Source organism: Paenibacillus barengoltzii NBRC 101215, assembly GCF_004000745.1.
GTDB lineage: Bacteria > Bacillota > Bacilli > Paenibacillales > Paenibacillaceae > Fontibacillus > Fontibacillus barengoltzii.
In genome coordinates, this window is sequence record NZ_BILV01000008.1 from 23643 (window position 1) to 46263 (window position 22621).

Here is a 22621-nt window from a genome sequence, read left to right on the forward strand (position 1 = left end):
GATTCATCACCTTTTGTGATTTTTTTCTCAATTTTTTACTTAATTCGACACGCCAACGTGCGATTAGTTACATCCAGCACATTTATTCTCTATATAATGTGTCTTAGTGCTGCTAGCATATACACTCTTCAAGCTTGGGAGATAGGAGATGGAACATGAGTTTTGCTCAAAAAATCACCTCTGTCCTGATCGGACTACTGCTTTTAGTTGGTTCACTCATCGGGATATTTGCTTATCAGACGTCGTATCGTGAGGTCGAGACATCCGTCGGTATTGAAACGGTCGGCTGTGCTAATATTACCACCGGCCTGGTGGATCCGGAAGCGGTTTCCCGTCTTGCCTCCGGTGACCGCAGCGGCCTTGCGGAGCTGGAGGAACAATTAAACTGGACGGTAGAGCATAAATCGTTATTTAAGGAAGTGTTCTTGATGTCCCTGGACGGCACCATTCTTGCGGCCGACCAGAATCTCAAAAGCCGTGGGTACCAAGCAGGAGACGCTTTTTATTTCAATGAGCAGGACCGGAATATGATTCTTGAGATGAAGCATCCTGTATACACCAAGGTCTATTCTTATGATGGCGTAAAGCTGCTCACCGGTTACGGCCCGATCTTCAAAAATCATGACCCTAACGAAGAGATCATCGGTCTTATGGTCATTAACTTCGACGCCTCGATCATCGGCGAGAGAACTCGTGACATTCTGCTCCTGCCATTCATCATCGGCATCGTCGTCCTGCTCGCCGCAGTTGTATTTGTGTACTTCTTTATCCACCGGATGATTCGGCCGCTGGAAACGTTGTCCCGGCAGGTAGAACGGGTTGCCGAGGGCGATTTGACTGTGCAGACTAACGTGCGTCAAGGTAAGGACGAGATCGGCAAATTAACTCAAAATTTTGCGAAAATGGTTAGTAGCCTGCGGGAGTTGATCACCGAGGTGAACGGAACTTCGATGCATGTGGCCTCGTCCTCTGAGCAGCTCTCCGCGAGTGCACAGCAAATTGGAAAAGCGGGTGAACATGCGGCAGAAATCACCCAATCCCTTGCCGACGGGTCGGAGCGGCAGCTCACGAACCTGGAAACCGGGGCAACCATGCTGCATGACATGTCCGAACGGATTGGTCAGATTGCTCGCCATGCCGAAGGCGTCTTAGCATCGGCGCAGCAGGTCTCCGATGCATCCAACCAAGGGGAGCAAGCCATCCAGTCCAGCGTAGCACAGATGTCCACCATGGAAGCCAAAATCATTCATCTCTCTGCGATTGTTGAGGAGCTGGGCAGCCGCTCCAAAGAAGTGCAGAGCATCCTGGACATTATGACCGACATCGCCGCTGAAACTAACCTTCTCGCGTTAAATGCTTCAATCGAAGCAGCCCGCGCGGGAGAATACGGCAGCGGATTTGCCGTCGTTGCCTCCTCGGTCCGCAAGCTGGCGGAACGTTCCGCTGCCTCGGCGCAGCAAATCAGTGAGCTGATCACCCACATCGTTGGGCAGGTTGAGCTCACCAGCAGTGCAATGGATGAGACCGTCCGTGAAACGAAGCGAGGCGTCGAGCTCGTGAGCAGCGCTGGAGCTTCCTTTAGTGACATCGCAGCTTCAACAGAAATTACCGCTGCATCGATTGCGGATATCAGCGAAGCGGTTCGGCTCCTGTCAAACAACTCACAACGACTGGTGAAGTCGATTGACGATATCGTGAAGTTCGCCGGCCAGACTGCAGTCAGCGCACAGGAGATGTCTTCATTCTCCCAACAACAGTTGGCTGCGATGGAAGAGGTTGATGCTTCCGCCAGCTTCCTGTCCAGCCTAGCGGAGCGGCTTCATTCCATGATCGAACGTTTTAAAGTCATGTAATTGCTAAAAAAGACCTTGCCCAGCAAGCCATCTTGCTGGGCAAGGTCTTTCATGTATTCGGCAAGAACTTATTTGCCGAGGTAAGCGTTCAGCATCCAACGATGTTTCTCCAGCGAGGAGACGATACCGAGCAACAGATCACTTGTTGCTTCATCTTCTGCTCTTTCTGCCGCTTCCATGCCTTCCTTCAGCTCGCTGTCCAATTTTGCAAAGTCCGCCACGACGGCTGCTACCATTTCTTCAGCACTTTCCTTGCCGCTGGCTTCGGTGATGCTGGCCGTCGCTAGGGCTTCACGCAAAGTTGCAATCGGGGTGCCGCCAATGGCCAACAATCGTTCAGCAATATCATCAATATAACCAGCTGCTTCGTCATAAAGGGCTTCGAATTTCTCATGAAGTGTAAAGAAGTTCGGACCTTTTACAAACCAGTGGAAATTGTGCAGCTTCGTATACAGGACCGTCCAGTTTGCGATTTGCAGGTTCAGTTGTTTCTGAAGTTCTTGATTTGCTTGGGTTAAGGTTTGGTTTGCCATTGTGAATTCCTCCATTCAACATATGAAATATTTAACGTACCATTGTGACAGTTACCTAAAACTTGAACTAAATTAAATTTAGACTAAATCTAAATCTTGTTTATATCATACCACTCCACTTTTAGATATGCAACCATCATTTTCATGAATATTGCATGAAATACCAAACAACATCAGGTTTATTTTGTACCTCTTTTCCCTTACCTATGCAAAAAAAAACGAACCGGTAGTATTCTCCGGTTCGGTTCAACTCCATTTACCGCTCGCCGCGCAAATGCAGCTTAAATTGCTCCAGGCTTCGTTCCACTTGGCGAATGCCGTCCTCCACCAGTCTGCGGTCCACCGCATTTTCCATGTCGAAGGAAGGTCTGCGGGCCAAAGCCTTCTTCTCCTCTTCCCAATACGCTTGCCGACGCTGGATTTCTTTATATTTGTCCAGCAGATCGGTAATAATATCGTAGAAGCGTTCATAATCAACGATAATGTCATCGAGGAAGCGGTCAACTTCCTCCTTATCGTAGCCCCGCATTTTGGCGTCAAAATCTTTTTCGTGAATGGAGAGCGCATCCAGCTTGATTCCTAATTGTCGAAACAAGCTTTTCTGGTCTTCCAGCTTGCGCGCGTAATCGTCTTGCATTCCAAATCCCTCCGTACCTGCCTAAAAGGTTATCCAGCGCAGTTAATCTGCAAAAGCAGTCGTATCTACTCTAATGTACCACATTATTGCCCTTTCGTTCATCTCCACGTTAGGATGCGGGTGATACAAGTATTCGACATTGTCCCGTTTTCTTTTTATAATAGTCAATAGCCTGAGTCTAACATCTGGTGGTGAGTAGCGATTTTATACTTATGTACTTTTCTGTTATCGTTTCTGATCGTGTATTTTCTGATTCCCCCGCTCGGCAAGTTGGCCTTCCGTCTGGATTTCGTGGACAAACCCCGAGCGGACGTCGAACGCAAGATCCATCGTCAGCCAATTCCGCTTACAGCCAGCTATGCGATATTTGCCGGATTCTTTGTTGCATACCTGCTGTTCACGCGCAACTTCTCCTGGGAGACGGGAGCATTGTTTGCAGGCGGAGTGCTATTGCTGGCCATTGGGACCGTCGACGACTGGTACAAAACGAAAGGCAAAGACTTTCCGGCACTGCCTAAACTGATCGTTCAAGTGTCTGCTGCGGTGCTCGTTTATGCATCCGGCATCACCTTCAGCGGCTTCGTGAATCCCTTTAGCGGCGACTATGTCCTGCTGCCGGCATGGCTCCAGTTTATCTTAACGATTCTCTGGATCTTTGGCGTCACCACCGTCATCAATTTCTCGGACGGACTGGACGGTTTGGCCGGAGGATTATCCGCGATCTCGGCCGTGACGCTGTTTGTAGTGGCATTAACCAAAGGGCAGACCAACTCGGCGATGCTTTCGGTTGCCTTGATCGGGGTGACGCTGGCCTACCTGCGGTACAATAAACCGCCAGCCAAAGTCTTTATGGGCGATGCGGGAGCTACGTTCCTTGGGTTTATGCTTGCGGTAATCGCATTGGACGGCGCATTCAAGCAGGCTACCGTCCTGTCCCTGTTTATTCCGGTGCTGGCCCTTGGCGTACCGATTTTCGATAATCTGTTTGTCGTGATCAAACGGATGCTGCAAGGAAAATCACCTTACGTCGCCGATGCCAGCCAAGTCCATTATCGGTTGCTTCGGGCCGGATTAAATCAGAAGCAGGTGGTTATGTTCCTGTACCTGATCAGCACCTGTCTGGGACTGTCGTCCATCATTCTGCTGCTGTTGCAAGTCTAACGAAACGAAATGAAAGCGAACGGCCTTCTAGTCGTTCCAACCCAAAAGCGCGTGCCCGGTTCTTCCCGGTAGCACGCGCTTTGTATTGTACGGAATCCCCCACAAAAAAAGACCCCAAACAGGGTCTTTGTTAATGGCATCAGGATGATTTATTCGTATCTGCAGCGGGTTGAACTTCCGCTTTCTGCGGCTGCTCGTCTTCGAGAATGTCCCCACGTGCGCCTCTCTTAAACTCCTTGAGCATCGTGCCAAAGCTGCGCCCTAATTCCGGCAGCTTGCTGGGACCAAATAACAACAATGCTGCGATAACTAGAAGCAGCAAGTGAGACGGACGCAACAAGTTTTCAAGCACATTTATCACTCCCATCGAGTATCCTTGTGGACATTATACTACTTTCTTGAATACAATGGAAACCCTTTATCAACCGTTCCGGGTGTCTCAGCAAACAAGATGATGCTAGGCCATAAACCATTTCCCTCTTCTGGGCATATGCTGTGTCATCATGTATTGCAAAGGAGCGAACATCATGGGTTCTTACAGTCTGTTGGCCGTCATCGCCATTGGACTCGCGTCCAACTTGGATAATGCGGGAGTCGGTATCGCCTATGGAGTACGAAAAATCCGCATTCCTTGGTATTCCAATCTGGCCATCGCCGCCATTTCCTTTTTGGCCACTCTGGTGTCGGGTTATTTCGGAAGCTGGTTATCCTCGTGGGTCCATCCCTGGATCGGACAGTTGCTCGGAACGATTGTGATCGTTGGGGTTGGTGTATGGGTGCTGTTGCAGCCATTTCTGGAGAAGAAGAACATTTCGATTCAGGAAGAGGATGATGTCAATCCGCTGACCCGCCTGCTGCGCAATCCTGAAGAAGCAGATAAAGACAGCTCCAAATCCATCAGTCTTGGCGAATCGATTGTCCTCGGGATCGCTTTAGCCATGAATGCGCTGGCCGGCGGCTTTAATGCCGGTATCACCCAACTGAACATCTGGTATACTTCGCTGTCCGTTGGTTTGTTCAGCTACCTGTTGCTGGCCGCATGCGCCGGTCTGGCCGAGAAGGTCGCCGCAGAGAAATTTGGGAATCGGGCCACCGTCATTTCCGGTCTGCTGTTAATTCTCATCGGCATTCATCAACTTTTCTAACCTTTACTAAAGATAAGGCAAAGCCCCTCGCATCCTAAGGGGCTTTGCAAGAGTTTCTAGCAAACTACCTTGTCTACAAATTTTCCTATATAATGAAGAGGATGGTTCCTATAAAGGAGGTTCGATTTGTGAACTGGAATTGGTTTCATAGCTATGAAAAAGATTTAGAGGCGGCTTTCGATCAAACTGAGAAGGTTCTATCCGAGCTGCCGGAAGAATTCCGAGGACATGCTCTCAATTATTTGGGGAAATTTCACGCGTTAAAAAAGTCTGGCTCCCAGAACTACATATGCTATTTACTTCCATTCTGGATGCAGGAGGCTGCCGGTGCCAAGCCAGAGCTTAGCCGCGAGTTGACCGCAGCCATGATCTTGGTCATGCTGCATTACCATTTAATCGATGAAGTGATGGACAATCCAGAGGCGGGGGACAAGTGGAGGTTGCCGCTGGCGAATTTGCTTCAGCTTGAATTTTCTCGGATTTACGCCGCCTTGTTTACTTCCGAATCCCCGTTTTGGAGTTATTACCGGAAGTATACTGCCGAATGGGCAGAAGCCGTCTTGCTAGAAAATCAACATGACTTCTTCCAAGACAATCCGGTTTGTATTGCGCATAAAGCCTCCCCTGTGAAGCTGTCGGTGGCGGGCATGCTGCTCCTAACCGAACACGACCAACTGATTGCTCCTTTCGAATCTGCCGTGGATGCCGTGCTGGTGACGCTGCAGATGCTGGATGATTGGGAGGATTGGGAGAAGGATTTGCGAGAAGGAAGCTATAATTCTCTGATTTCCGTTGTACAGCATGAACTGCAGATTCCTTCCGATCGCAGACCTACACCGGATGAAGTCAAACACGCGTTGCATGTTCGGGATATCCTGTTCATTTTTGCCGAACGAACGGATCAGAACGCAGCGATATTAGAGGCAAACGCCCCGGGTCTAACGCACCTGCACGAGTTCCACGATTATCTCAGAACCAATCTCCGCCAAGGAGCTGAAAGTTTAAAAGATGAGCGAAGTTTGCTAGCCCAGGGCGGTTTAGCCTATTGGTTGGCGAATCAGAAGATCTAAACCTAGCAATCAGAAGATCCTATCCTAGCGTTCTGGCGAATTCCATGTTATAGTAATAAGGAAAATATAACTATTTTTACTGAGAAAGGGTGATCTTATGACATCAGGAGCGCTCCTTCAAACGCAAGTTGTGGAAAAAGCTTGGCAAGATCCTAGCTTCAAAGCGAAGCTGCTTGCCGACCCGAAAGCTGCGATCCAGGAGGCACTAGGTGTAGTTCTCCCGGATCACATCAAAATTAAAGCGGTCGAGGAAAGCACCGACGAATTTTACGTCGTATTGCCGCCTCAACCGGAGAAAGTTGTCATGAGCAAAATTAAACCAGCAGGAATCTGGGGCGAATAACCCCTTACGATCTTCGCTAGCACCCGAGCAGGGGCCGAACGACTTATCCCAAAGCATACTCCTCCACTTGAACGGAAGGGAAGCGGATAACGACTTCGGTCCCTGCTCCTTTTTTGCTCGTAAAATGAATTTGACCGTTCATTACTTCTATAATCCGGAACGTCACCATCAAACCTAGGCCTGTGCCCTTCGTTTTGTTAGAGAAATATGGCTCACCCAGGCGAGCCAGTACTTCTTCGTCCATCCCCTCGCCGTTGTCCTTGATATGGATCACCACATCATCGTTTTCTTCATAGCTCCAAATTTGGATGTCCCCTTCGCCCCGAAGCGCTTCGATGCTATTCTTGATGATATTAATAAATGCTTGCTTAAATTTAGAAGAATTGCCGCGCACATATAGATTTTTAGGAATATGAACTGTGATCTTGCCCCCCTGCAGGTTTGCCAGAGGGATCAGGATCCCTTCGATATGAATAAATTCCTCCAGCACGTTCAGCGTCGTCACCTTGCCGCCCTCCGGCTTGGCAAACGTGAGGAAATCCGTAATAATCGCCGAAGCGCGATCCAGCTCTTCCAACGCCATGCTTAAATACACCTTGTCCGAATTCTGCTGCTTCTCAACTAGCAATTGCAAAAAACCTCGGGTGACCTGCAACGGATTGCGGACCTCGTGGGCGACCGAGGCGGCTAATTCACTGATGATCTCCATCTTCTCCGAACGCTGCAGCTCGTTATTAAACATCTCCAACTGCTTGGAGTATTCCACGACTTGCCTGTGATTCTCTGCAAATCTTCGGCCCAGGATGATAATCAACGAGGTCAGGAAGCACACGATACCTAATTTCCACAAAAATAGCTTATAGTACCCGTCGTAAAAGTAATACCAAATCAATTCACCTGCGGATAGCAGCGTAAACGAGAGGACCCCGGCCAGAAAGATCAGAGCCTCTTTGTTCCCTTTCGCCACATAAACGGTTAAAATGCCCGCCAAGATCAGAAACTGCGCGATAATGAGATAACCGGCAAATTGAGTCGTAATGAGCTTATAGATATCATAGTAACGATTACCGGACAACTCGTTGGCTAACAGCAACAGGATGCAAAGCGCGGAGAAGGCCACAAACACTTTGCGCGAGCGCCGAATTAAAGCAAAATAACCAGGACCAAAGATTTTTTCAAAGAAAAAGATAAACGAAGGAAGCAGAATAAATAAAGCCAAGTCAAACATGACCACCAGTATTCTGCCCGCCGTCGTATAGTCAAACAGCCAAAAAACAAACGGAGAATACGTCAGCACAAGCAAGCCGCTGGAGAAAATAACCGCGCACAGCGAGAACCACATCGGCATGTTCACATATTTCAGGAAAACCGAACAGAACAACATAATTACCGAGATGAAGATCAGCGTGCTGCCCAAAATTAAGTCGGTGATGTTGCCGCGTACAAAGCTCTTGATCAATTCCTGGTTATTTCCGATCCGAATCGGATCAAAGATCCCGATGGTATTTGTCGTTGAGGATACGCCGATATACAGCGTCTGACCCGAATTTTGTGGAGATACCGGTACCAGCACACTATTGATACTAAAGTTAAACTTGCGCTGGGATTCGAATACTTTCGCTCCGTCCAAATTTACCGTAATGTGTTTACCATATATTTTATCGATCAATACGACCTGGGAATTTTCGGTGATTTGAGGAAGGATGATTTTGATCCACTGAACACTACCCTTCTCCGGCTTCACCGGGCTCTCTTCTCCCGCGCTTACACTCGTCCAGCCGTCCAGTGCCTCTAGCCATTCCTTGCTCGGATTGGGATCCAACTGATCCGTCCAAGTGACCTGCCAGTTTCTAATTTGCTGTACCTCCGAGCCCACTGCACTCGAATTTCGAAAAATAATACCGTAAAATGCAGCAATGAATATGACAAACAAGACGACAAATCCTTTGATCAAAGACTTCATTAGACACCTCTGGAGATATTCTAAAGTGTTAACCCGGTTGACGCGCCTCAGTTCGAAAGGATCTGAGCAGGGCTACTTTATACCATTCGATTAAAATCTCGCAATAACCTTCAATTTATGGAAATAGTGATAATTTTTTTTAGAAGAGACGTGCCACAGTTATTTTACCGTGGATAGCTAGTTTTATCTATGAATAGTTTTAATTTTCTATCAAAAAAAACGCAGGAGCTGTCTCCTGCGTTACAATGTTCGCCTTCCGGCGAACAGATCTATATTCCCTCTATTGCTCGGTTCGCGTCACTTTGCACAACGGACACTTCTTCCGAACGCCACAGTACTTTCCCCAACGTGAGCACCAACAAGCCAAGCGCTGCGATGACTCCACCTAAGTATATGAAAGATCGGCCTGGTCCGATCCATTCGACTAGAAGTCCTCCGAGTAAAGGAGCTACGAGCATCACTAAGCCCAAGAGGGAGGTTTGGATACCAAAGACACGGCCGATCATGTCCGCTGGCGTTTCTTTTTGTAAGCAGTAATTAAACGTGACGACCACCAGCCCATTGCCGACGCCTAATCCAAATCCCAGCAACACGATGGGACCTGCCGAACTCCCCGTAGGAAGCAAGCCCAGACCGCCGACAGCCATTCCAATCAGCCCGTATCCGGCACTGAATTTCCAGGCGTAACCCGCCGCCCCCTTATTCCAACGGTTAAGCACCGCTATGATCAACACAGCACCCATTCCCGCCGCAGCAACCATCCAACTGAGATAAGCCTCCTTCAGAGGGGCAATTTCCCGAAATAGGCTGGTGAATTGAAAATCGATCATTTGGATCGCTGCCGTCGCGACAAAACCAAACAGAAGAGTTACTAGTAAAAGCCGGGTTTTCAGGATAAAACGTAAGCCTTCGATCCACATGTTACGGAGGGACGTATCTTCAACCGTTTCCAGAGCCGAGGAGGAAGATCGATCAGGATTTCGTCCGGCCTTCTGGTTTTCAACTTCCGCCTTCTTGATCGTGAGCAGGATCAGCAATGAAAACATCCGAAAGCAAACATTCAGTAGAATGCACCATTCGGGGGTTAACAGAGCTAGTGCAAAGCCGCCAAGCAGCGGACCGGCGATTTTAGAGCCCTGGTTGACGAAGCCGTTCAGCGAGGTCGCTTGAAATAGCTGATCTTCCCGAACGATACTGCGCGTCAATGATTGCTGGGCGGGAATTATAAAGGTAGAGAGAATTGCGCGCAACGTTAACACCGGAAGCAACCACAGCATGTTCGGAGAGAGCAGAATCATCAGGGTGAGTGCTGCTGTCAGCAGATCGCAAAGTCGCATCAGCTTCAACTGATGGATGCGGTCGGCGACCACGCCGGCAAAGGACCCAAGCAGGACACTAGGTAGAGCGTTGGCTACGGGGATCAGCGCTAGCATAAGCGGTCCAGCCTCCCAGCGGTATCCCACCAGCACCTGAATCGCCAGCATGTCAAACCAATCGCCAAATGTCGCCGCCGTATATGCCGCATAAACGCGCATAAAAGTTTTGTTGCGAAGCAGACCCGCAGGTCCGGCCTGTACATTACCTGTCATGATTATTCCTCCAACCAACCTAGTTTCGTATCAACTAAGATCAATGTAGCGGAGGAATGTCAGAAGAATATCAGAGCGACTTCCCAGATCAAGCTAACTCTTCACGAATGACCGCATCGAGCCCAGCCGACAAGCGGGTGACGCCTATCCGATCCAGTTCCAGGTTGTATAATTCCAGGTATTTTTGCTGCAACGCTACGGGGGGCGGGAACATGGCGAAAACATTCACGATTCGGTATAGGGAGTGTAATCGAAGCGGCACGAAGCCAGACCGTTCCAGCACCGTCAGCCCTTCGTCCAGCTGCTCTTCCGCCTCCGTCAATTCCCCTTTCCGCTGTAGCCACAACCCTTTTACCACCCTATAACTGCCGATCTCTCTTAAGAAGGGTTTCTCGTTCAACATCCCATTTTCTACGGCATCCGCCAGCTTCGCAATTTGGGGCTCCGGTGATCCTGCCACCACATGAGCCAGCATCTCAGCGATCGTGATTTGCGGGATGAAGCTGTCATATTTCAACTCCGCGATGACGCGATAGCTGAAGCTCACGCGTTCCAGCGCTTTGTTCGGCTCACCGGCCAGCGTATAGACGTCCAAAATCGTCAGAATCTCCATCTCCCTATGATAAGGGGGCGGCAGCAACTTCAGGGCAAGCACGCGCTCGCATACCGGCAAGGTCTGCTCCGGACTCTTTGTCAGGCAGAAGAACACCAGCAAGTAGAACAAGCGGTCCCGCAAAGGGGCTTCGCTCTTATTTAAGAGCCAGTCCAAATCGCCTTGAACAAACTGAATGTACACCGAGTAGAACGGGTCCAGTTGATAACCCAGCACATCCTGTTGGCGCGCCAGCGTCAGCATCGAACGCCCCTGGCCATAGAGCTGGTATTTACTGAAAAGCGCTCGCATCGTCTCATGCAGCTCCGGGTCCGCTAAGGTTGGAATGACTCCCTCTGCGGGATGAGGAACCGGAAGCACCAGGCTGTAGCCTAAGCCCCGAACGGTCCTGATCTCCAGCCCATGGATAGGCTTTAGCTTTTTGCGAAGCCGGTAGATATGGTCGTCCACCGTACGTTCGACCGGGTATTCCAGAGGCCACACCTTGTCCAGCAGTTGCTCTCGGGTAAATGTCCGGCCCACGTTACGGTACAAGAACTGAAACAGCGCGAACTCCTTCGGTAACAGCTCCACCGTAAGCCCCTCTGCGGTAATCTCGAATCGATCGCTGTTGATGTCTAGATGCATCGCTGGTTCCTGCCTTCCCCGTAAATGATGACCTAATTATACCATCTACACGCATAAAAAAGACGCCGGACAAACGCAAGGCATCGTTACCTCGCGCTCATCCGGAGTTTCCTTGAACCTCAATGATCTCTCGCTAGACTAATTCTGCTACAATCCGACGCACCGTGCCGGTGCGGATCTCCTCGGCCAACTCGCCATCGATGACAGCACCGTCTACCGCAAGCTCCGATCCATCGTGCTTCTGCACCATCAACCGGCGAATCACTGCAGCATTCGGGCCATAAGTGTCCTTCTTCTGCGGGTTCCGGTAGATGACCTCCGTCGTACCCAGGAAGCGGAACGACACCTCGCCTTGCGCATCAAAGAGCCAACCGGGCAGGCGCGGATTCAGCGCAAGCCGGAGCTTGCCTTCATGCAGGCGGAAGATCCGTTTCCCCGCCATCATCGTCATCCACATGCTGAGGAACTCGGCGGTGGATCCGCTAAGCCGGGCGACATACCCGCGGCCATGGGTATCCGGATCCGGATTTACGCTCGTCGCGATAAAGGAGGAGTTCTCCAGCGTGCTGCGGCCATACACTGCCGGATCGAGGAACGGAATTAACGAGGTGCGAAGCTCGGAGAAGAACTCCTCGGTCAAACCGCTCTTAAGCAGCGCCAGTAAGTACTTATAGCTCATATGCAGGAACACCGATTCCCGTTCCAGCCACCCCGGCGTAAAGGCGCGAATGCGGCCGATCTCATGGGTCTCCGTATCCAGGCTGACGGAGGTTTTATACATTTGAAGCTGGGTGTCGAACAAGTCGCTGCGGCGAATTTGCTCATAAGTCCGCTTGGCTTCGTTAGGGTCCTCAACCGTCTTCAACCATCGAGCAGGACCTTCCAGGAAATGCGGCAGCGGGCGCACTGTAAATTTCTTCACGACCGCCTTCGGCAGACCGTATCCGCTGATCACCGGGTTTCCTTGGGCATCGGTCACCGGCTCAAATTCCGCCGCTTCGTAGGCGAAATACGTAGGTGTCACGCCGCCGCCCAGTCGGATCGCCTCCCGGATGCCGCGCTCGATCTGCTCCAGCATGCGATCCGCCAGCCGGCCGATCGCCTGAAGCTCCAGCGGAGATTCCGTCCCGCTGATCCCGAAACGAATAGCATCCCGGTATTTCTCACGCGCCGTCGTCACCTGATCCCAATAGTCAAACGCCTCCAGGCTCCCTGCCAAACGCGCTTCCAGCAGCCTTTCCACTTCGCTGAGCAGCGCAGCAACTTCCTCGGGCACTTGCACGACTAGGTCGTTGCCAGCGGCTACAGCTTCAGTACAAACTTCCTGAACGAACTTCAGCAGCCGCTTTAACTCAAAGGTTTCGCTCATCCCCGAGCCAAACAGCCCAGGCAAGCCGTTCATCGCATCGTTCCATCCCGGCTTGTTCGCTTCCATCTCCACGCCCATGCCAAACGGATCTAAGGTGGCAAATTTGACCAGTCCCAGCGACAACAGCTTGACGAACAAGGTCGTTCGGTAAATTTCACCGCGGCCGTGTTCGGTTTTTAGCCAGTTGGTGCTCTTGAGTGTCAGGCCGAATTGGGCCATCTTCTCTTCATCGTGCACCAGCGAGCCGTATTGGCGTACTTTACCACCGCTGATGACATATTTCTCACTGCGCGGCAGGACGCGGGCCGGACTGTCGAAGTACGTATACTCCCGTTCTCCAAACAGCAGCTGTTCTTTACGATCTGGAAAAATATCAAGATAACTGTCAATCAAGTCCATATTGTAAGTCCAATGGTCCGTCCAGTAGCCTTCTCCAAAAGAGGCTTCAATTTGCTGTTCAGCGAGCGACAGCACGCCGGTCAACAGCTCATTCTCCTGTACAAACAGCCTTACGCCACGATGATTCACGAGCGAAATCAGCTTGCCCGGAGTAAACGATCCCAAGCACAGAGCAGCCAGCTCCTCTCGATGATCGGCCGCCGCCTTCTCCAGGAAGGCGGATAGCTCTGCCGCCCGTTCATCCGGAACCCGGAAGGTAGTGCCTTCCACGCCCAGCGGATTATAACCATCTGCCTGTATCAGGCTGAAGAACGTGCGGATATTAAACGTTCCAACCCGAGGATTAAAATAGACATCGTTGCGCCGGTTTTGGTTGGCATCGCGGAAATTGCCGTTGCCCTGCGAATAATATTCCGGCGCGATCGAGAAGAAGTTGTAGTCCCGCTCCAGATCCCCGTGCTTCCGGGAATACAAGTGAACCACGAACCCTTCCCGGCCATTCTCGAGAATAAACGGATACCCGCCGCGCAGAAAATTGTCCAGATAGCTCTGCCGGCAGTAAGCATCAAACAGCGGCAGAGCTGTCTTCGTGGCGATGTCTGCAGTCAAATCCTCGGTTAACTGGCTGGCCTCTGCATGCTTGCGGGCAATGTAAGCCGGGCTGGCAATCTCGGCCGCTTTGCGTTTTAACCGTTCCACGCTTTCGATATGCCCGATCAACGTGTAAATGCGGCGGCTTTCGCCGGGGGCAAGCTCGGCAGCGAATGCCGAAAATCCGCAAGGCACCTTATTGGTGCAATACTGCGGTGCCGCCGTTAATGCGGCCAGCGGCTGCTCGGCAAAACGGTCGGGATACGCCAGCGACGTATTATCGCCGAAAATAACCGCAATGTCGGCTATCGTCTGCAGCAGCTTCCCGTCTTCTCCAAAGGTGAGGTAGAAATGTCCGCTTTGCACCTCGCTCACTTCGGCCTCATCATGGGTGCTGGAACGGACCCGATAGAACGGAATCCCATTCTCGATATTGTCGACCTCCATCCAGCTGCGCAGCAGATTCCCGATTTCCTTGTAGCCGGCGTTCTCTACCCCATACGGAAGAATCTCCGGCATCCCATCCAGCATTTCCAGCTGCACCGGCGTTCCGGAAATATTCGTGACCTCCACCTGACGGACCAGTGCCGCATAATCATCATTAGGAACCTGAAAATAACTTACCTTCACCCGCAGCCCCTGCGCTTCATGGGTTTCCTCAATCGTCAGCTCATTGGTTAAAATGTGCATACGGCGAACGGCTGACGCATCAGGGAAGGCACTTTGGAACGGCTCATAGATCCCCGCTTTCCCTGCGGTTTTGATAAACGTCCGGAAGCCTTTCATCGCAACCGATTGATACGTAATGCTGGCCGGGGAGAATTCCATGATCGGGCTGTTTTTGTCCCGGATCCCAAAGCTGCAGACCGACTGCCCCCGGTTCACATAAAACGTCCACATCGGAATCCCCTTCATGCCGGCAAGGCCGGGAAGGAAGCTGGAGAACGGTTTCGCCCGGTCAAACTGCTCGATCACGAACGCATTTCCCTCAAAAGAATAATTCGACATAAGGACTATCCCTCCGTTCATTAAATAAGGATGTAACTAGCCTTGGATGATATATGTCGCAATCGAATGCGCCGGCAACGTTTCGCTTGCAGCCTCACCGCCGAACTCCAGGGCAAACGGCTGCGCTACATCACATTCGTTCTGCACGACAACCGCGATGCTGCCGTCTGGATTACGGAACGCAGTAGCCAGCAAGTCCGGAGCTTGGGCTTCCAAGCCAATGCGGGTAGCTCCCGGTTTGATATATTTACTGAAATGCCCGATGTAGTAGTACGAGCTGTTGTAGTGAAGGGTATCGGTTGTCGTATCCGCGATGATGGGCGCATCACACAGGTTGCCTACATGGTTCGGACCGCCCGTTTCATCCAGCACCAAATTCCAATCCAAGAACCCTTCATTCCAATGGTTCAAGTCACCGATAATGTTCCGGCCGTAGCGTTCGCCGGTGAACCACTCGCCAAGCTTTACGCCGCCTTCCTGGCAGCCTTCCGTGAACAGAAGATGCTTGTCGGGGAACAGCTCATGTACTTTGCCAACGTTCTCGAACGCTTCGCTGACGTACCAGTGGAAGCCGGTGCCCCATACGTATTTCGCCGCTTCGGGATCGCTCAGTACGGCAGAGGCACGCTCAACCATAATATCCCGATTGTGGTCCCAGATGAGAATATGGACGTCCGACAGGCCTTCCCGGTGCATCACCGGACCCAGGTAATCGCGTACGAAATCACGTTCTTCCTCGCCACTGTAAATACAGGAATCCCAGGTTTGCACCGCCGCCGGTTCATTTTGTACCGTGATGCCCCAGATCGGGATGCCAGCCTCGCGATAAGCTTTGATGAACTTCGTATAATACAACGCCCACACCTCGCGATATTCCGGCTTCAGCTGGCCGCCGTGATTCATATCGCCGTTCGTTTTCATCCAAGCCGGAGGGCTCCAAGGAGAGGCCAGCATGGTGATGTTCTCCCCGGCAACTTTCGCCGCATCACGAACGAACGGGATCACCCATTTGTGATCGCGGGAAATATCGAACGTTTTCAGCTCCACGTCGCCATCCTCGATATACGTGTAGTTCTCCAGCGCGAAGTCGCAGCTGTGGATGTGCACGCGACCCAGCGTATATCCCAGCCCCTCCTGCGGATCGAAATACTTGCGGATCACTTCTTCCCGCTTCTGCGGGCTAATCCGAGACAACGTATAAGCGGCCGCTTCGGTGAACGCACCGCCAAATCCCATCACCGTTTGGTAGGTCTGCTCCGGCAGAACCTTCAGCTTCTGTTCCGTGCCAGCTACTGCGCTGGATTGAACCGCCACTTCCCCTTGCGGCTGCAAGCGGTCGGCGGAATCACGCGAAGTGAGCACTTTCACCCATTTTGCCATCGTAATCCTCTCCTTGGTTTTTGATTTGGTGTTTCTGTAATCGATTTCAAAATCAACAAGAGCAGTACCGGAAAAGCGCGCCGATCTTCAATAAATCGAAGAAATACAAGGAACGAAACCGGTTTCGATCTCTTGTAAAAAAATAGAGGCCGAGCGGTTTACAGCGATCGGCAAGAATCGCGAATAACCAGCTCTACCGGGATGACGCCTTGTTGCACGTCTTCCCCGCCTTCTATCGAATAGATTAACATGTCAGCCGCCCTGCTGCCAAGTACATCTGTATTTTGTCGTACCGTCGTTAACGCAGGAGTTAGATATTTCGCCATTTCTATATCGTCAAAACCTAGCAGCGAAATATCTTCAGGCACACGCAAACCGTGCCGCTTGATCGCCATCATAGCCCCGACTGCCAAATTGTCGCCGGCTGCAAACACAGCTGTAGGCCGCTCGTCCGCCTGCAATAGCTCCTCCATTGCTTTGCTGCCGCTCTCTACGGTATAGTCGTAGCTTCCTTGTACGATATGCTGCGGATGAATCGTCAGCCCTAGCTCTTGCATCGCTTGCCGAAATCCGTTTAACCGCTGCTCACCGGCGAAGGTTGGACCGCCGCCGATATGCGCGATCTTCCGGTGACCCAGGGAATGCAAATATTTCACGGCCTGACGGGCGCCTTCTATATTGTCCGAGTACACCGTACTCTTGACGGAAGATTCCTGATCCAACAGCACGCAAGGAATATCCGACTCGAGCAACTCCTCATAATACGGATCGGTAGCATCCGGCAGCACCACAACCACGCCGTCAATGCCGCGGATTTTACAGTGTTCCAGATAACTGCTTTTCTTGCCGCCGATATCCTTGGAAAGAAACATCAGATCGTATCCCTTAGAAGTAGCCACCCGCTTGAAGCCTTCGATCACGCCGCCAAAAAACGGATGCAGGATACCCGCACCGGAAGGCTCAATAAACAGCACGCCAATCGTCCAAGAGCGTTTGGTGGTCAGCGAACGGGCGTGAGCATTGGGCAAGTAGCCAAGCTCGTCCGCAGCATCTAAAATTTTGCGGCGCGTCTTCTCACTGACATCGGAATATCCATTAAACACCTTAGATACGGTCGTAGGCGAAAAGCCGGTCTTTTGTGCAATATCATAGATCGTGATCAACGTTCTCATCTCCTCTGCCCGGATCCGAGCCTGCTCGAAACCGGATTCACAGGCCATTGTAGCCGCAGGGGCGCTGGAAGTCAACCATATCAAGCGTTATGAGTCCTATTGGTCAGAAAAAAAAATCACAAGGCTCAGGAATGTCCTGAACCTTGTGATTGAGTTAAATTTGCCGGATTTGCTGAATTATTTTGGGGCAAACTTTTGGGGGAAATCGCAACTTTGAATAGGAAAGGCGCTGATCTGACATGGACGGTATCAACAAAAACTCCGCGGACTTCGAATATGAACGTTACAAGCTGCTGAAGGAGTATCGCCCGGAGAATGACATTCCCTTCGATGACTTGCTGCCGCACGATACGCGAATTGTCCAAGGCATCAGTGAACCTAAAGGTACGGTCAACAGCGAAGATGATCCGTTTCCTGATGTACCCGATGCGGATGCGATCCAGAAGGACAGTCCCGTCGACCCGGTCGCTCCCGATCCAGATGCCATGCACGGCACCGATTTACTTAACGGCTTTGATGGCGACGAAACCGAATAAACCACACAACGTAAGAAGCCTTCCATGTCCTATGGAAGGCTTCTTCAACCTAATCACGTTAATCTTTATAAACTTTAAACTTACCTACCAAAGCCTGCAGCTGTTCAGCCATCCGGCTTAAATCCGCTGAGGAGGAAGAGATTTCCTCCACAGACGCCAGCTGTTCTTCTGCCGCCGCAGAGATCGTTTGGGTGTTGCCCGCAGTCTGCTCCGAAAGCATGCGAATTTGCTCAATCGCATCTCGGGCGGCCTCACTTTCCCCTGCAACCTCCTGCATCGTGGCAGCAGCAGCTTCGACGGCTTCCGCCGCATTCATCACCGATTGGCTGATCGCAATAAACGATTGTCCCGACAAATCAACGGCTTCCCGGCCTTCGGTTACTTTATGCTGAATGTCGATCATCGCAGCCGCCGCATGATTCATCTCGTCCTGAATGCGGGTGATCAATTCGCGGATTTGGTCTGCCGAATGGCTTGAGCCTTCGGCCAGCTTGCGAATTTCGCTCGCAACTACCGCAAAGCCGCGACCTTCTTCCCCGGCTCGCGACGCTTCGATTGCCGCGTTCAGCGACAGCAGGTTCGTCTTCTGTGCAATCTCCGCCATCACAGCCGCGATGCCGCCAATTTGCTCCGCACGTTGGTTTAATGAGTTGGTGATGTCTGTCAGCTTCGTAACCGTTTGTTCAACGTCACGGATCTTATGTTCGGCGCCTTCCACTAGTTGGGTTCCTTCTTGAGCTGAGTTGGCCATTCCTGCCATTGTCCGATTAATTAGCTGCATATTGCCGGATACGTATTCCACCTGCTGAACCATCGTATTTACGCTGGTTGCGCCGCGTTCTACGCTTTGCATCTGCTGCTCGCTGCCGGCAGCAACGTCCTGGATCGCTACTGTCACATGTTCAATCGCCTTCGTGGTCTGCTCGGATCCAGCGGAGAGTTGCTCCGCTGAAGCGGAAACGTTATCGGTCATCTCCCGGACTCCTTCAACCATTTCACGCAAACTATCAACCATCTTCTGGAAGTTAGCGGCAAGTTCTCCGATTTCATCCCGGTTAAATCCATCCAACTTTTCCGTCAGGTCGCCATGGCCAAGGACCGCAGTCGCCTGATTTAATTTACGGATCGGAAGCAGAACCGAACGGATATTAAAGATGATCAGGAGGGCTCCTCCAACTATCGAAAGGACGACAACAAGGATGGACGTATTGCGAATGGCTGCCGTTTGCTGGGTCACCTCGTCTTTATTCATCGTTCCGCCAATTTTCCATCCCGTCAGTTCATTGGTCAGGAACTTCATTTTATATTTTTGGCCGTCCATGCCGTATTCGAAGGTTCCCTCATCCGCTGCGAACATTGGAGCTGCAATGGTATCATCCGCTGCTTCTCCGAGGCCGCCCTTCGGATTCACAATCACATTCTTGGTATTGTCCAGAATCAGGATGTATCCTTCTTCTCCTACTTTCATGCTTGCCAGATTGGAGATGCTGGTTAAGTTCAGGTCGAGTGAAAGAACGCCTTTCCCATCCCGAAGCTTCTTCGCAACGGATACGACGGTATTCCCGTCAGCGGAGAGATAGACGGGTGTAACCACGGCCTTGGAGCTGTCCATCGCCAGCTTATACCAATCCCGCGTTCTCGGGTCATAATCAGCTGGCAATTCCTCATCTTTACCAAGCAACATCCCGCCTTGATTAGTTCCAACATAGATATTAATAACTTCTTTATGCAAGCCCAAGTACTGACTAAGTCGATTCTTCACCGCCGTTCCACCCGACGCCAGGTCCGCCTCAACAGATGCCGTTTCGAGCCCAAGTTCGTTCACGAAATAATCCAGATCCGATCCTACGCTCTCAATCTCATTTGTGATCAACGAATTTGCCGTAGACACGCTTTCTGCCGCGCTGTACATAATCTCCTCTTCGATGTAATCACTTGCTTTCCAATAGGTTGTACTTGAGATCACCAGGCTCGGAACTAGCAGGATGATCACAAACGTGATGATGAGCTTTTGACGAATGGAAAATGATAACTGTCGACTCACGATGATTTGCCCCCTAAAATCGCTTCAATAGTCATTGGAATCCGCCTTGAACAGGTAAGGTAATGCTTACTTAGCGCATGGTCTATGTCACGTATACCCGGTTTCGTCCTGCCTCCTTCGCTCGATAAAGTGCCTGATCTGCCCTGAGGAATAACTCCACCTCATCAACACTCGGATAGGTTGCACTTCCTCCCGAGATCGTTAGCTTTAATTTCCCCCCATCCGGCAAAACAAAAAGATGGTTCTCCACATTGCGGCGCAATCGTTCGGCAATCACTTTGATTTGGTCCGCATCGCAACGATCTACCAAAATCACGAATTCCTCGCCGCCCTTGCGGGCAATGTGATCTCGCTGTGAGAACGTCTCTCGCATTACATCAGCGATTTGCAGCAGTACAGCATCGCCCGCCAGGTGACCATACTGATCATTGACACGCTTGAAGTAGTCAATGTCGATGATTAGCAGAGTGAACGGAATGTTGTCGCGCTGGGCGGCCGCGATTTTTTGCTCCATTTTCTTTGCAAAAGCCCGAGAATTGTATAAGCTCGTCAAGAAATCTCGGTTCGCCGCTTCCCTCATCTTACGAATGGAGTCGTCCTTGTTCCGGAGATAATGCAGAATGGAAAATGCGATCACACCCGCAATAATGAACAGAGGCAAATATAACCCCATCTCCAAATAGGGAAAGCCGTCGTACAGAATCCAAGCGATCACCACCATACTCACCGAACTTAACCCAAGCACCAGGAAGAGACGCGGCATCGTTGTCTTTTCCTGGCGCAAGAAGAGAACCCCAATGAGAAACGTCACCGGCGAATTCAAGGCAGCGATCACAGCGTGCGTTCCGAACTCATGCAGAAACAACCGATAAATCATGATCAACAGCGTCGTAATCGCTCCCGAAATGCCGCCTCCCAAATAAACGGAGATCAGGATGGGCAACTGCCTGAAATCGACCACTATATGCCTGGAGATCTGAAAATGGTAATGCATCAGAATCACGCCCAACAGCCCAGAAGCAATACCCAGTGCGAGCCGGGTCCCTAACGCCTTTTGCAGGCGTTCGGTTAAGGCGCTTTTTACTATATGTCCTAAAAGGATTCCCGTCGTCAGCAGTGTCAAATTATTAAGTAAGCTCTGCAGCATCAAATGTTCCTCTCAGATGTATATAAAGCATTATATAAGTAGTGCTAGCATAACATATAAATGCGACAAAAATAAGATACTTCTGCTATTTTTCGATTTTATTCGACATCTTTAGACACCTTCAGACGACTGCATTTTTCTGTCCTCCTGGTCATGATATAATGGCGTCAGATTGTTGAAAGGGTGACGGTAATGAATGACATGGCTGCGGTCCAAGGACAGGAGCCGGTACAGGTGTGTCTATTGGCGGGAAAAATTATGCTCCAGAGCGGAGCGGAAACGTATCGCGTGGAGGATACGATGAACCGGATGGCCGATGCGCTGGGTCTCTCCGGCTCGCATAGTTATGTAACTCCAACGGGGATCGTCTTTCAATCCGGCGAAACGGAGTCTGCCAAGCTGATCCGCATCGTGGAGCGGACGACCGACCTGCAGAAAGTGTCTGCAGTGAACGACATCTCCCGGAAGCTGCACAGCGGGGATATCACAGCGGCAGAAGCTCATGCCTTGCTCCGCGAGATTGAGTCGGAGAAGCACGCTTATCCGATGCCGCTGCAAATGGCGGCTGCGGCCTTGTCTAGCGGCTGCTTCACCTTGATGTTCCGCGGCCAGGCGGAAGATTTCCTGCCAGGCTTATTGTGCGGCGGAGTAGGATTTGCCGCGTATCTGCTGTTCCATCGGTTGGTGAAGGTGAAATTTTTCGCCGAGTTTACCGCGGCGCTGATCATCGGCCTGTTGGCCACGGGGTTCGTGCAGATATCGTTAGGCCGGGACTTGGATAAAATCATTATCGGTTCGGTGATGCCGCTCGTGCCGGGACTGCTGATCACCAATGCGGTCCGGGACCTGATGGCTGGGCATCTCGTATCCGGGTTATCCCGCGGAGCGGAGGCTTTTCTTACCGCCTTTGCCATAGGAGCCGGGATTGCCGTCGTCTTCACATTGATTTAAATCGCACTTAAAGGGGACCTATCGTCCGATGTACATACTCGTTCATCTGCTAATTAGTTTTATCGCTTCAGGGGCTTTTGGCATCCTCTTCAACGCCCCCAAACGAACGCTCCTCCAATGCGGCCTGTCCGGTATGCTTGGCTGGCTCGTCTACATCCTGCTGGAGCCAAGGATGGAGAGCGTATTTTCAACCGTTGCGGCTACGTTCTTGGTTGGCGTCTTGAGCCAGATGTTTGCCCGCGTTTACAAAAAGCCGGTCATTATCTTCAGCGTAGCCGGGATTATCCCGTTGGTTCCGGGCGGGCTCGCGTATGATGCGATGCGGCGGTTCGTGGAGAATGAATATAATTTGGCTGTGGAGCTCGCCGCCAAGGCCTTCCTCCTATCCGGTTCGATCGCGATAGGGCTTGTCTTGTCTGAAGTGCTCGGCCAGCTCTTAATTCGGCGGATCCCGCGGCAAGCGAACAGCCAAACCTTAAAACGGCGCTAA

At 51.2% G+C, this 22621-nt stretch carries 19 protein-coding genes; 8 read left to right on the forward strand and 11 right to left on the reverse strand.

Annotated features, from left to right (window positions below; all coding sequences use genetic code 11):
• Positions 1-155 precede the first annotated feature (155 nt).
• On the forward strand, positions 156-1853 hold the full coding sequence (locus PBA01S_RS03335) for a methyl-accepting chemotaxis protein (RefSeq protein WP_016313207.1): 1698 nt from the start codon (positions 156-158) through the stop codon (positions 1851-1853).
• 68 nt (positions 1854-1921) lie between these two features.
• Here the strand turns inward: PBA01S_RS03335 and PBA01S_RS03340 are convergent, their stop codons facing one another.
• Together PBA01S_RS03340 and PBA01S_RS03345 are read right to left on the reverse strand one after the other, a co-directional pair.
• On the reverse strand, positions 1922-2386 hold the full coding sequence (locus PBA01S_RS03340; protein ID WP_016313208.1) for a Dps family protein: 465 nt from the start codon (positions 2384-2386) through the stop codon (positions 1922-1924).
• A gap of 256 nt (positions 2387-2642) precedes the next feature.
• The gene (locus PBA01S_RS03345; protein ID WP_016313209.1) at positions 2643-3023 is read right to left on the reverse strand and encodes a DivIVA domain-containing protein; all 381 of its coding nucleotides are present in this window, start codon (positions 3021-3023) and stop codon (positions 2643-2645) included.
• Between the two features lie 201 nt (positions 3024-3224).
• On the opposite strand from PBA01S_RS03345, the gene PBA01S_RS03350 reads away from it, so the two are divergent.
• On the forward strand, positions 3225-4184 hold the full coding sequence (locus PBA01S_RS03350; RefSeq protein ID WP_028539018.1) for an MraY family glycosyltransferase: 960 nt from the start codon (positions 3225-3227) through the stop codon (positions 4182-4184).
• 139 nt (positions 4185-4323) lie between these two features.
• Here PBA01S_RS03350 and PBA01S_RS03355 read toward each other — a convergent pair whose 3' ends face one another.
• A complete protein-coding gene (locus PBA01S_RS03355; RefSeq protein ID WP_009226252.1) occupies positions 4324-4551 on the reverse strand; it encodes a twin-arginine translocase TatA/TatE family subunit in 228 nt (75 codons plus the stop codon).
• 160 nt (positions 4552-4711) lie between these two features.
• Between PBA01S_RS03355 and ytaF the strand changes: the two genes are divergently transcribed.
• The 3 genes from ytaF (at position 4712) to PBA01S_RS03370 (ending at position 6742) form a co-directional block, all read left to right on the forward strand.
• The gene (gene ytaF, locus PBA01S_RS03360; RefSeq protein WP_009226251.1) at positions 4712-5329 is read left to right on the forward strand and encodes a sporulation membrane protein YtaF; all 618 of its coding nucleotides are present in this window, start codon (positions 4712-4714) and stop codon (positions 5327-5329) included.
• A 128-nt stretch (positions 5330-5457) separates the two neighbouring features.
• Positions 5458-6399, forward strand: a complete 942-nt coding sequence (locus PBA01S_RS03365) for a hypothetical protein (RefSeq protein ID WP_127575333.1) — start codon at positions 5458-5460, stop codon at positions 6397-6399.
• 97 nt (positions 6400-6496) lie between these two features.
• Positions 6497-6742: an NHLP leader peptide family RiPP precursor gene (locus tag PBA01S_RS03370; protein ID WP_009226249.1), complete on the forward strand. Its 246-nt coding sequence runs from the start codon at positions 6497-6499 to the stop codon at positions 6740-6742.
• A 43-nt stretch (positions 6743-6785) separates the two neighbouring features.
• On the opposite strand, the gene PBA01S_RS03375 is transcribed toward PBA01S_RS03370, so the two are convergent.
• The 6 genes from PBA01S_RS03375 to PBA01S_RS03400 all read right to left on the reverse strand — a co-directional run bounded on the left by PBA01S_RS03375 (position 6786) and on the right by PBA01S_RS03400 (position 17444).
• Entirely contained in the window at positions 6786-8705 is a 1920-nt protein-coding gene (locus PBA01S_RS03375) for an ATP-binding protein (RefSeq protein ID WP_127575334.1), read from the reverse strand.
• A gap of 269 nt (positions 8706-8974) precedes the next feature.
• Positions 8975-10294, reverse strand: a complete 1320-nt coding sequence (locus PBA01S_RS03380) for an MFS transporter (RefSeq protein WP_127575335.1) — start codon at positions 10292-10294, stop codon at positions 8975-8977.
• Positions 10295-10382: 88 nt separating this feature from the next.
• Positions 10383-11534: a winged helix-turn-helix domain-containing protein gene (locus PBA01S_RS03385; protein ID WP_127575336.1), complete on the reverse strand. Its 1152-nt coding sequence runs from the start codon at positions 11532-11534 to the stop codon at positions 10383-10385.
• A gap of 133 nt (positions 11535-11667) precedes the next feature.
• Positions 11668-14901, reverse strand: a complete 3234-nt coding sequence (locus tag PBA01S_RS03390; protein WP_127575337.1) for a cellobiose phosphorylase — start codon at positions 14899-14901, stop codon at positions 11668-11670.
• A 36-nt stretch (positions 14902-14937) separates the two neighbouring features.
• Entirely contained in the window at positions 14938-16281 is a 1344-nt protein-coding gene (locus PBA01S_RS03395) for a glycoside hydrolase family 30 protein (RefSeq protein ID WP_127575338.1), read from the reverse strand.
• Positions 16282-16439: 158 nt separating this feature from the next.
• Entirely contained in the window at positions 16440-17444 is a 1005-nt protein-coding gene (locus PBA01S_RS03400; RefSeq protein WP_127575339.1) for a LacI family DNA-binding transcriptional regulator, read from the reverse strand.
• 248 nt (positions 17445-17692) lie between these two features.
• On the opposite strand from PBA01S_RS03400, the gene PBA01S_RS03405 reads away from it, so the two are divergent.
• Positions 17693-17989 carry a hypothetical protein gene (locus PBA01S_RS03405; RefSeq protein ID WP_127575340.1) on the forward strand — a complete coding sequence of 99 codons (297 nt, stop codon included), beginning with the start codon at positions 17693-17695 and terminating at the stop codon, positions 17987-17989.
• Between the two features lie 58 nt (positions 17990-18047).
• Here PBA01S_RS03405 and PBA01S_RS03410 read toward each other — a convergent pair whose 3' ends face one another.
• Together PBA01S_RS03410 and PBA01S_RS03415 are read right to left on the reverse strand one after the other, a co-directional pair.
• On the reverse strand, positions 18048-20033 hold the full coding sequence (locus PBA01S_RS03410) for a methyl-accepting chemotaxis protein (protein ID WP_127575341.1): 1986 nt from the start codon (positions 20031-20033) through the stop codon (positions 18048-18050).
• An 82-nt stretch (positions 20034-20115) separates the two neighbouring features.
• Complete coding sequence (locus PBA01S_RS03415; RefSeq protein ID WP_127575342.1) at positions 20116-21180, reverse strand: GGDEF domain-containing protein; 1065 nt, start codon at positions 21178-21180, stop codon at positions 20116-20118.
• 192 nt (positions 21181-21372) lie between these two features.
• Between PBA01S_RS03415 and PBA01S_RS03420 the strand changes: the two genes are divergently transcribed.
• Both PBA01S_RS03420 and PBA01S_RS03425 read left to right on the forward strand, forming a co-directional pair.
• The gene (locus tag PBA01S_RS03420; protein WP_127575343.1) at positions 21373-22131 is read left to right on the forward strand and encodes a threonine/serine exporter family protein; all 759 of its coding nucleotides are present in this window, start codon (positions 21373-21375) and stop codon (positions 22129-22131) included.
• Between the two features lie 28 nt (positions 22132-22159).
• Positions 22160-22621 carry a threonine/serine exporter family protein gene (locus PBA01S_RS03425; protein ID WP_127575344.1) on the forward strand — a complete coding sequence of 154 codons (462 nt, stop codon included), beginning with the start codon at positions 22160-22162 and terminating at the stop codon, positions 22619-22621.

Coding starts and splice junctions, on each gene's coding strand:
- PBA01S_RS03335 (WP_016313207.1), top strand. CDS start 156: ATGAGTTTTGCTCAAAAAATCACCTCTGTCCTGATCGGACTACTGCTT.
- PBA01S_RS03340 (WP_016313208.1), bottom strand. CDS start 2,386: ATGGCAAACCAAACCTTAACCCAAGCAAATCAAGAACTTCAGAAACAA.
- PBA01S_RS03345 (WP_016313209.1), bottom strand. CDS start 3,023: ATGCAAGACGATTACGCGCGCAAGCTGGAAGACCAGAAAAGCTTGTTT.
- PBA01S_RS03355 (WP_009226252.1), bottom strand. CDS start 4,551: ATGGGAGTGATAAATGTGCTTGAAAACTTGTTGCGTCCGTCTCACTTG.
- ytaF (WP_009226251.1), top strand. CDS start 4,712: ATGGGTTCTTACAGTCTGTTGGCCGTCATCGCCATTGGACTCGCGTCC.
- PBA01S_RS03370 (WP_009226249.1), top strand. CDS start 6,497: ATGACATCAGGAGCGCTCCTTCAAACGCAAGTTGTGGAAAAAGCTTGG.
- PBA01S_RS03375 (WP_127575334.1), bottom strand. CDS start 8,705: ATGAAGTCTTTGATCAAAGGATTTGTCGTCTTGTTTGTCATATTCATT.
- PBA01S_RS03380 (WP_127575335.1), bottom strand. CDS start 10,294: ATGACAGGTAATGTACAGGCCGGACCTGCGGGTCTGCTTCGCAACAAA.
- PBA01S_RS03385 (WP_127575336.1), bottom strand. CDS start 11,534: ATGCATCTAGACATCAACAGCGATCGATTCGAGATTACCGCAGAGGGG.
- PBA01S_RS03390 (WP_127575337.1), bottom strand. CDS start 14,901: ATGTCGAATTATTCTTTTGAGGGAAATGCGTTCGTGATCGAGCAGTTT.
- PBA01S_RS03395 (WP_127575338.1), bottom strand. CDS start 16,281: ATGGCAAAATGGGTGAAAGTGCTCACTTCGCGTGATTCCGCCGACCGC.
- PBA01S_RS03405 (WP_127575340.1), top strand. CDS start 17,693: ATGGACGGTATCAACAAAAACTCCGCGGACTTCGAATATGAACGTTAC.
- PBA01S_RS03415 (WP_127575342.1), bottom strand. CDS start 21,180: ATGCTGCAGAGCTTACTTAATAATTTGACACTGCTGACGACGGGAATC.
- PBA01S_RS03420 (WP_127575343.1), top strand. CDS start 21,373: ATGAATGACATGGCTGCGGTCCAAGGACAGGAGCCGGTACAGGTGTGT.
- PBA01S_RS03425 (WP_127575344.1), top strand. CDS start 22,160: ATGTACATACTCGTTCATCTGCTAATTAGTTTTATCGCTTCAGGGGCT.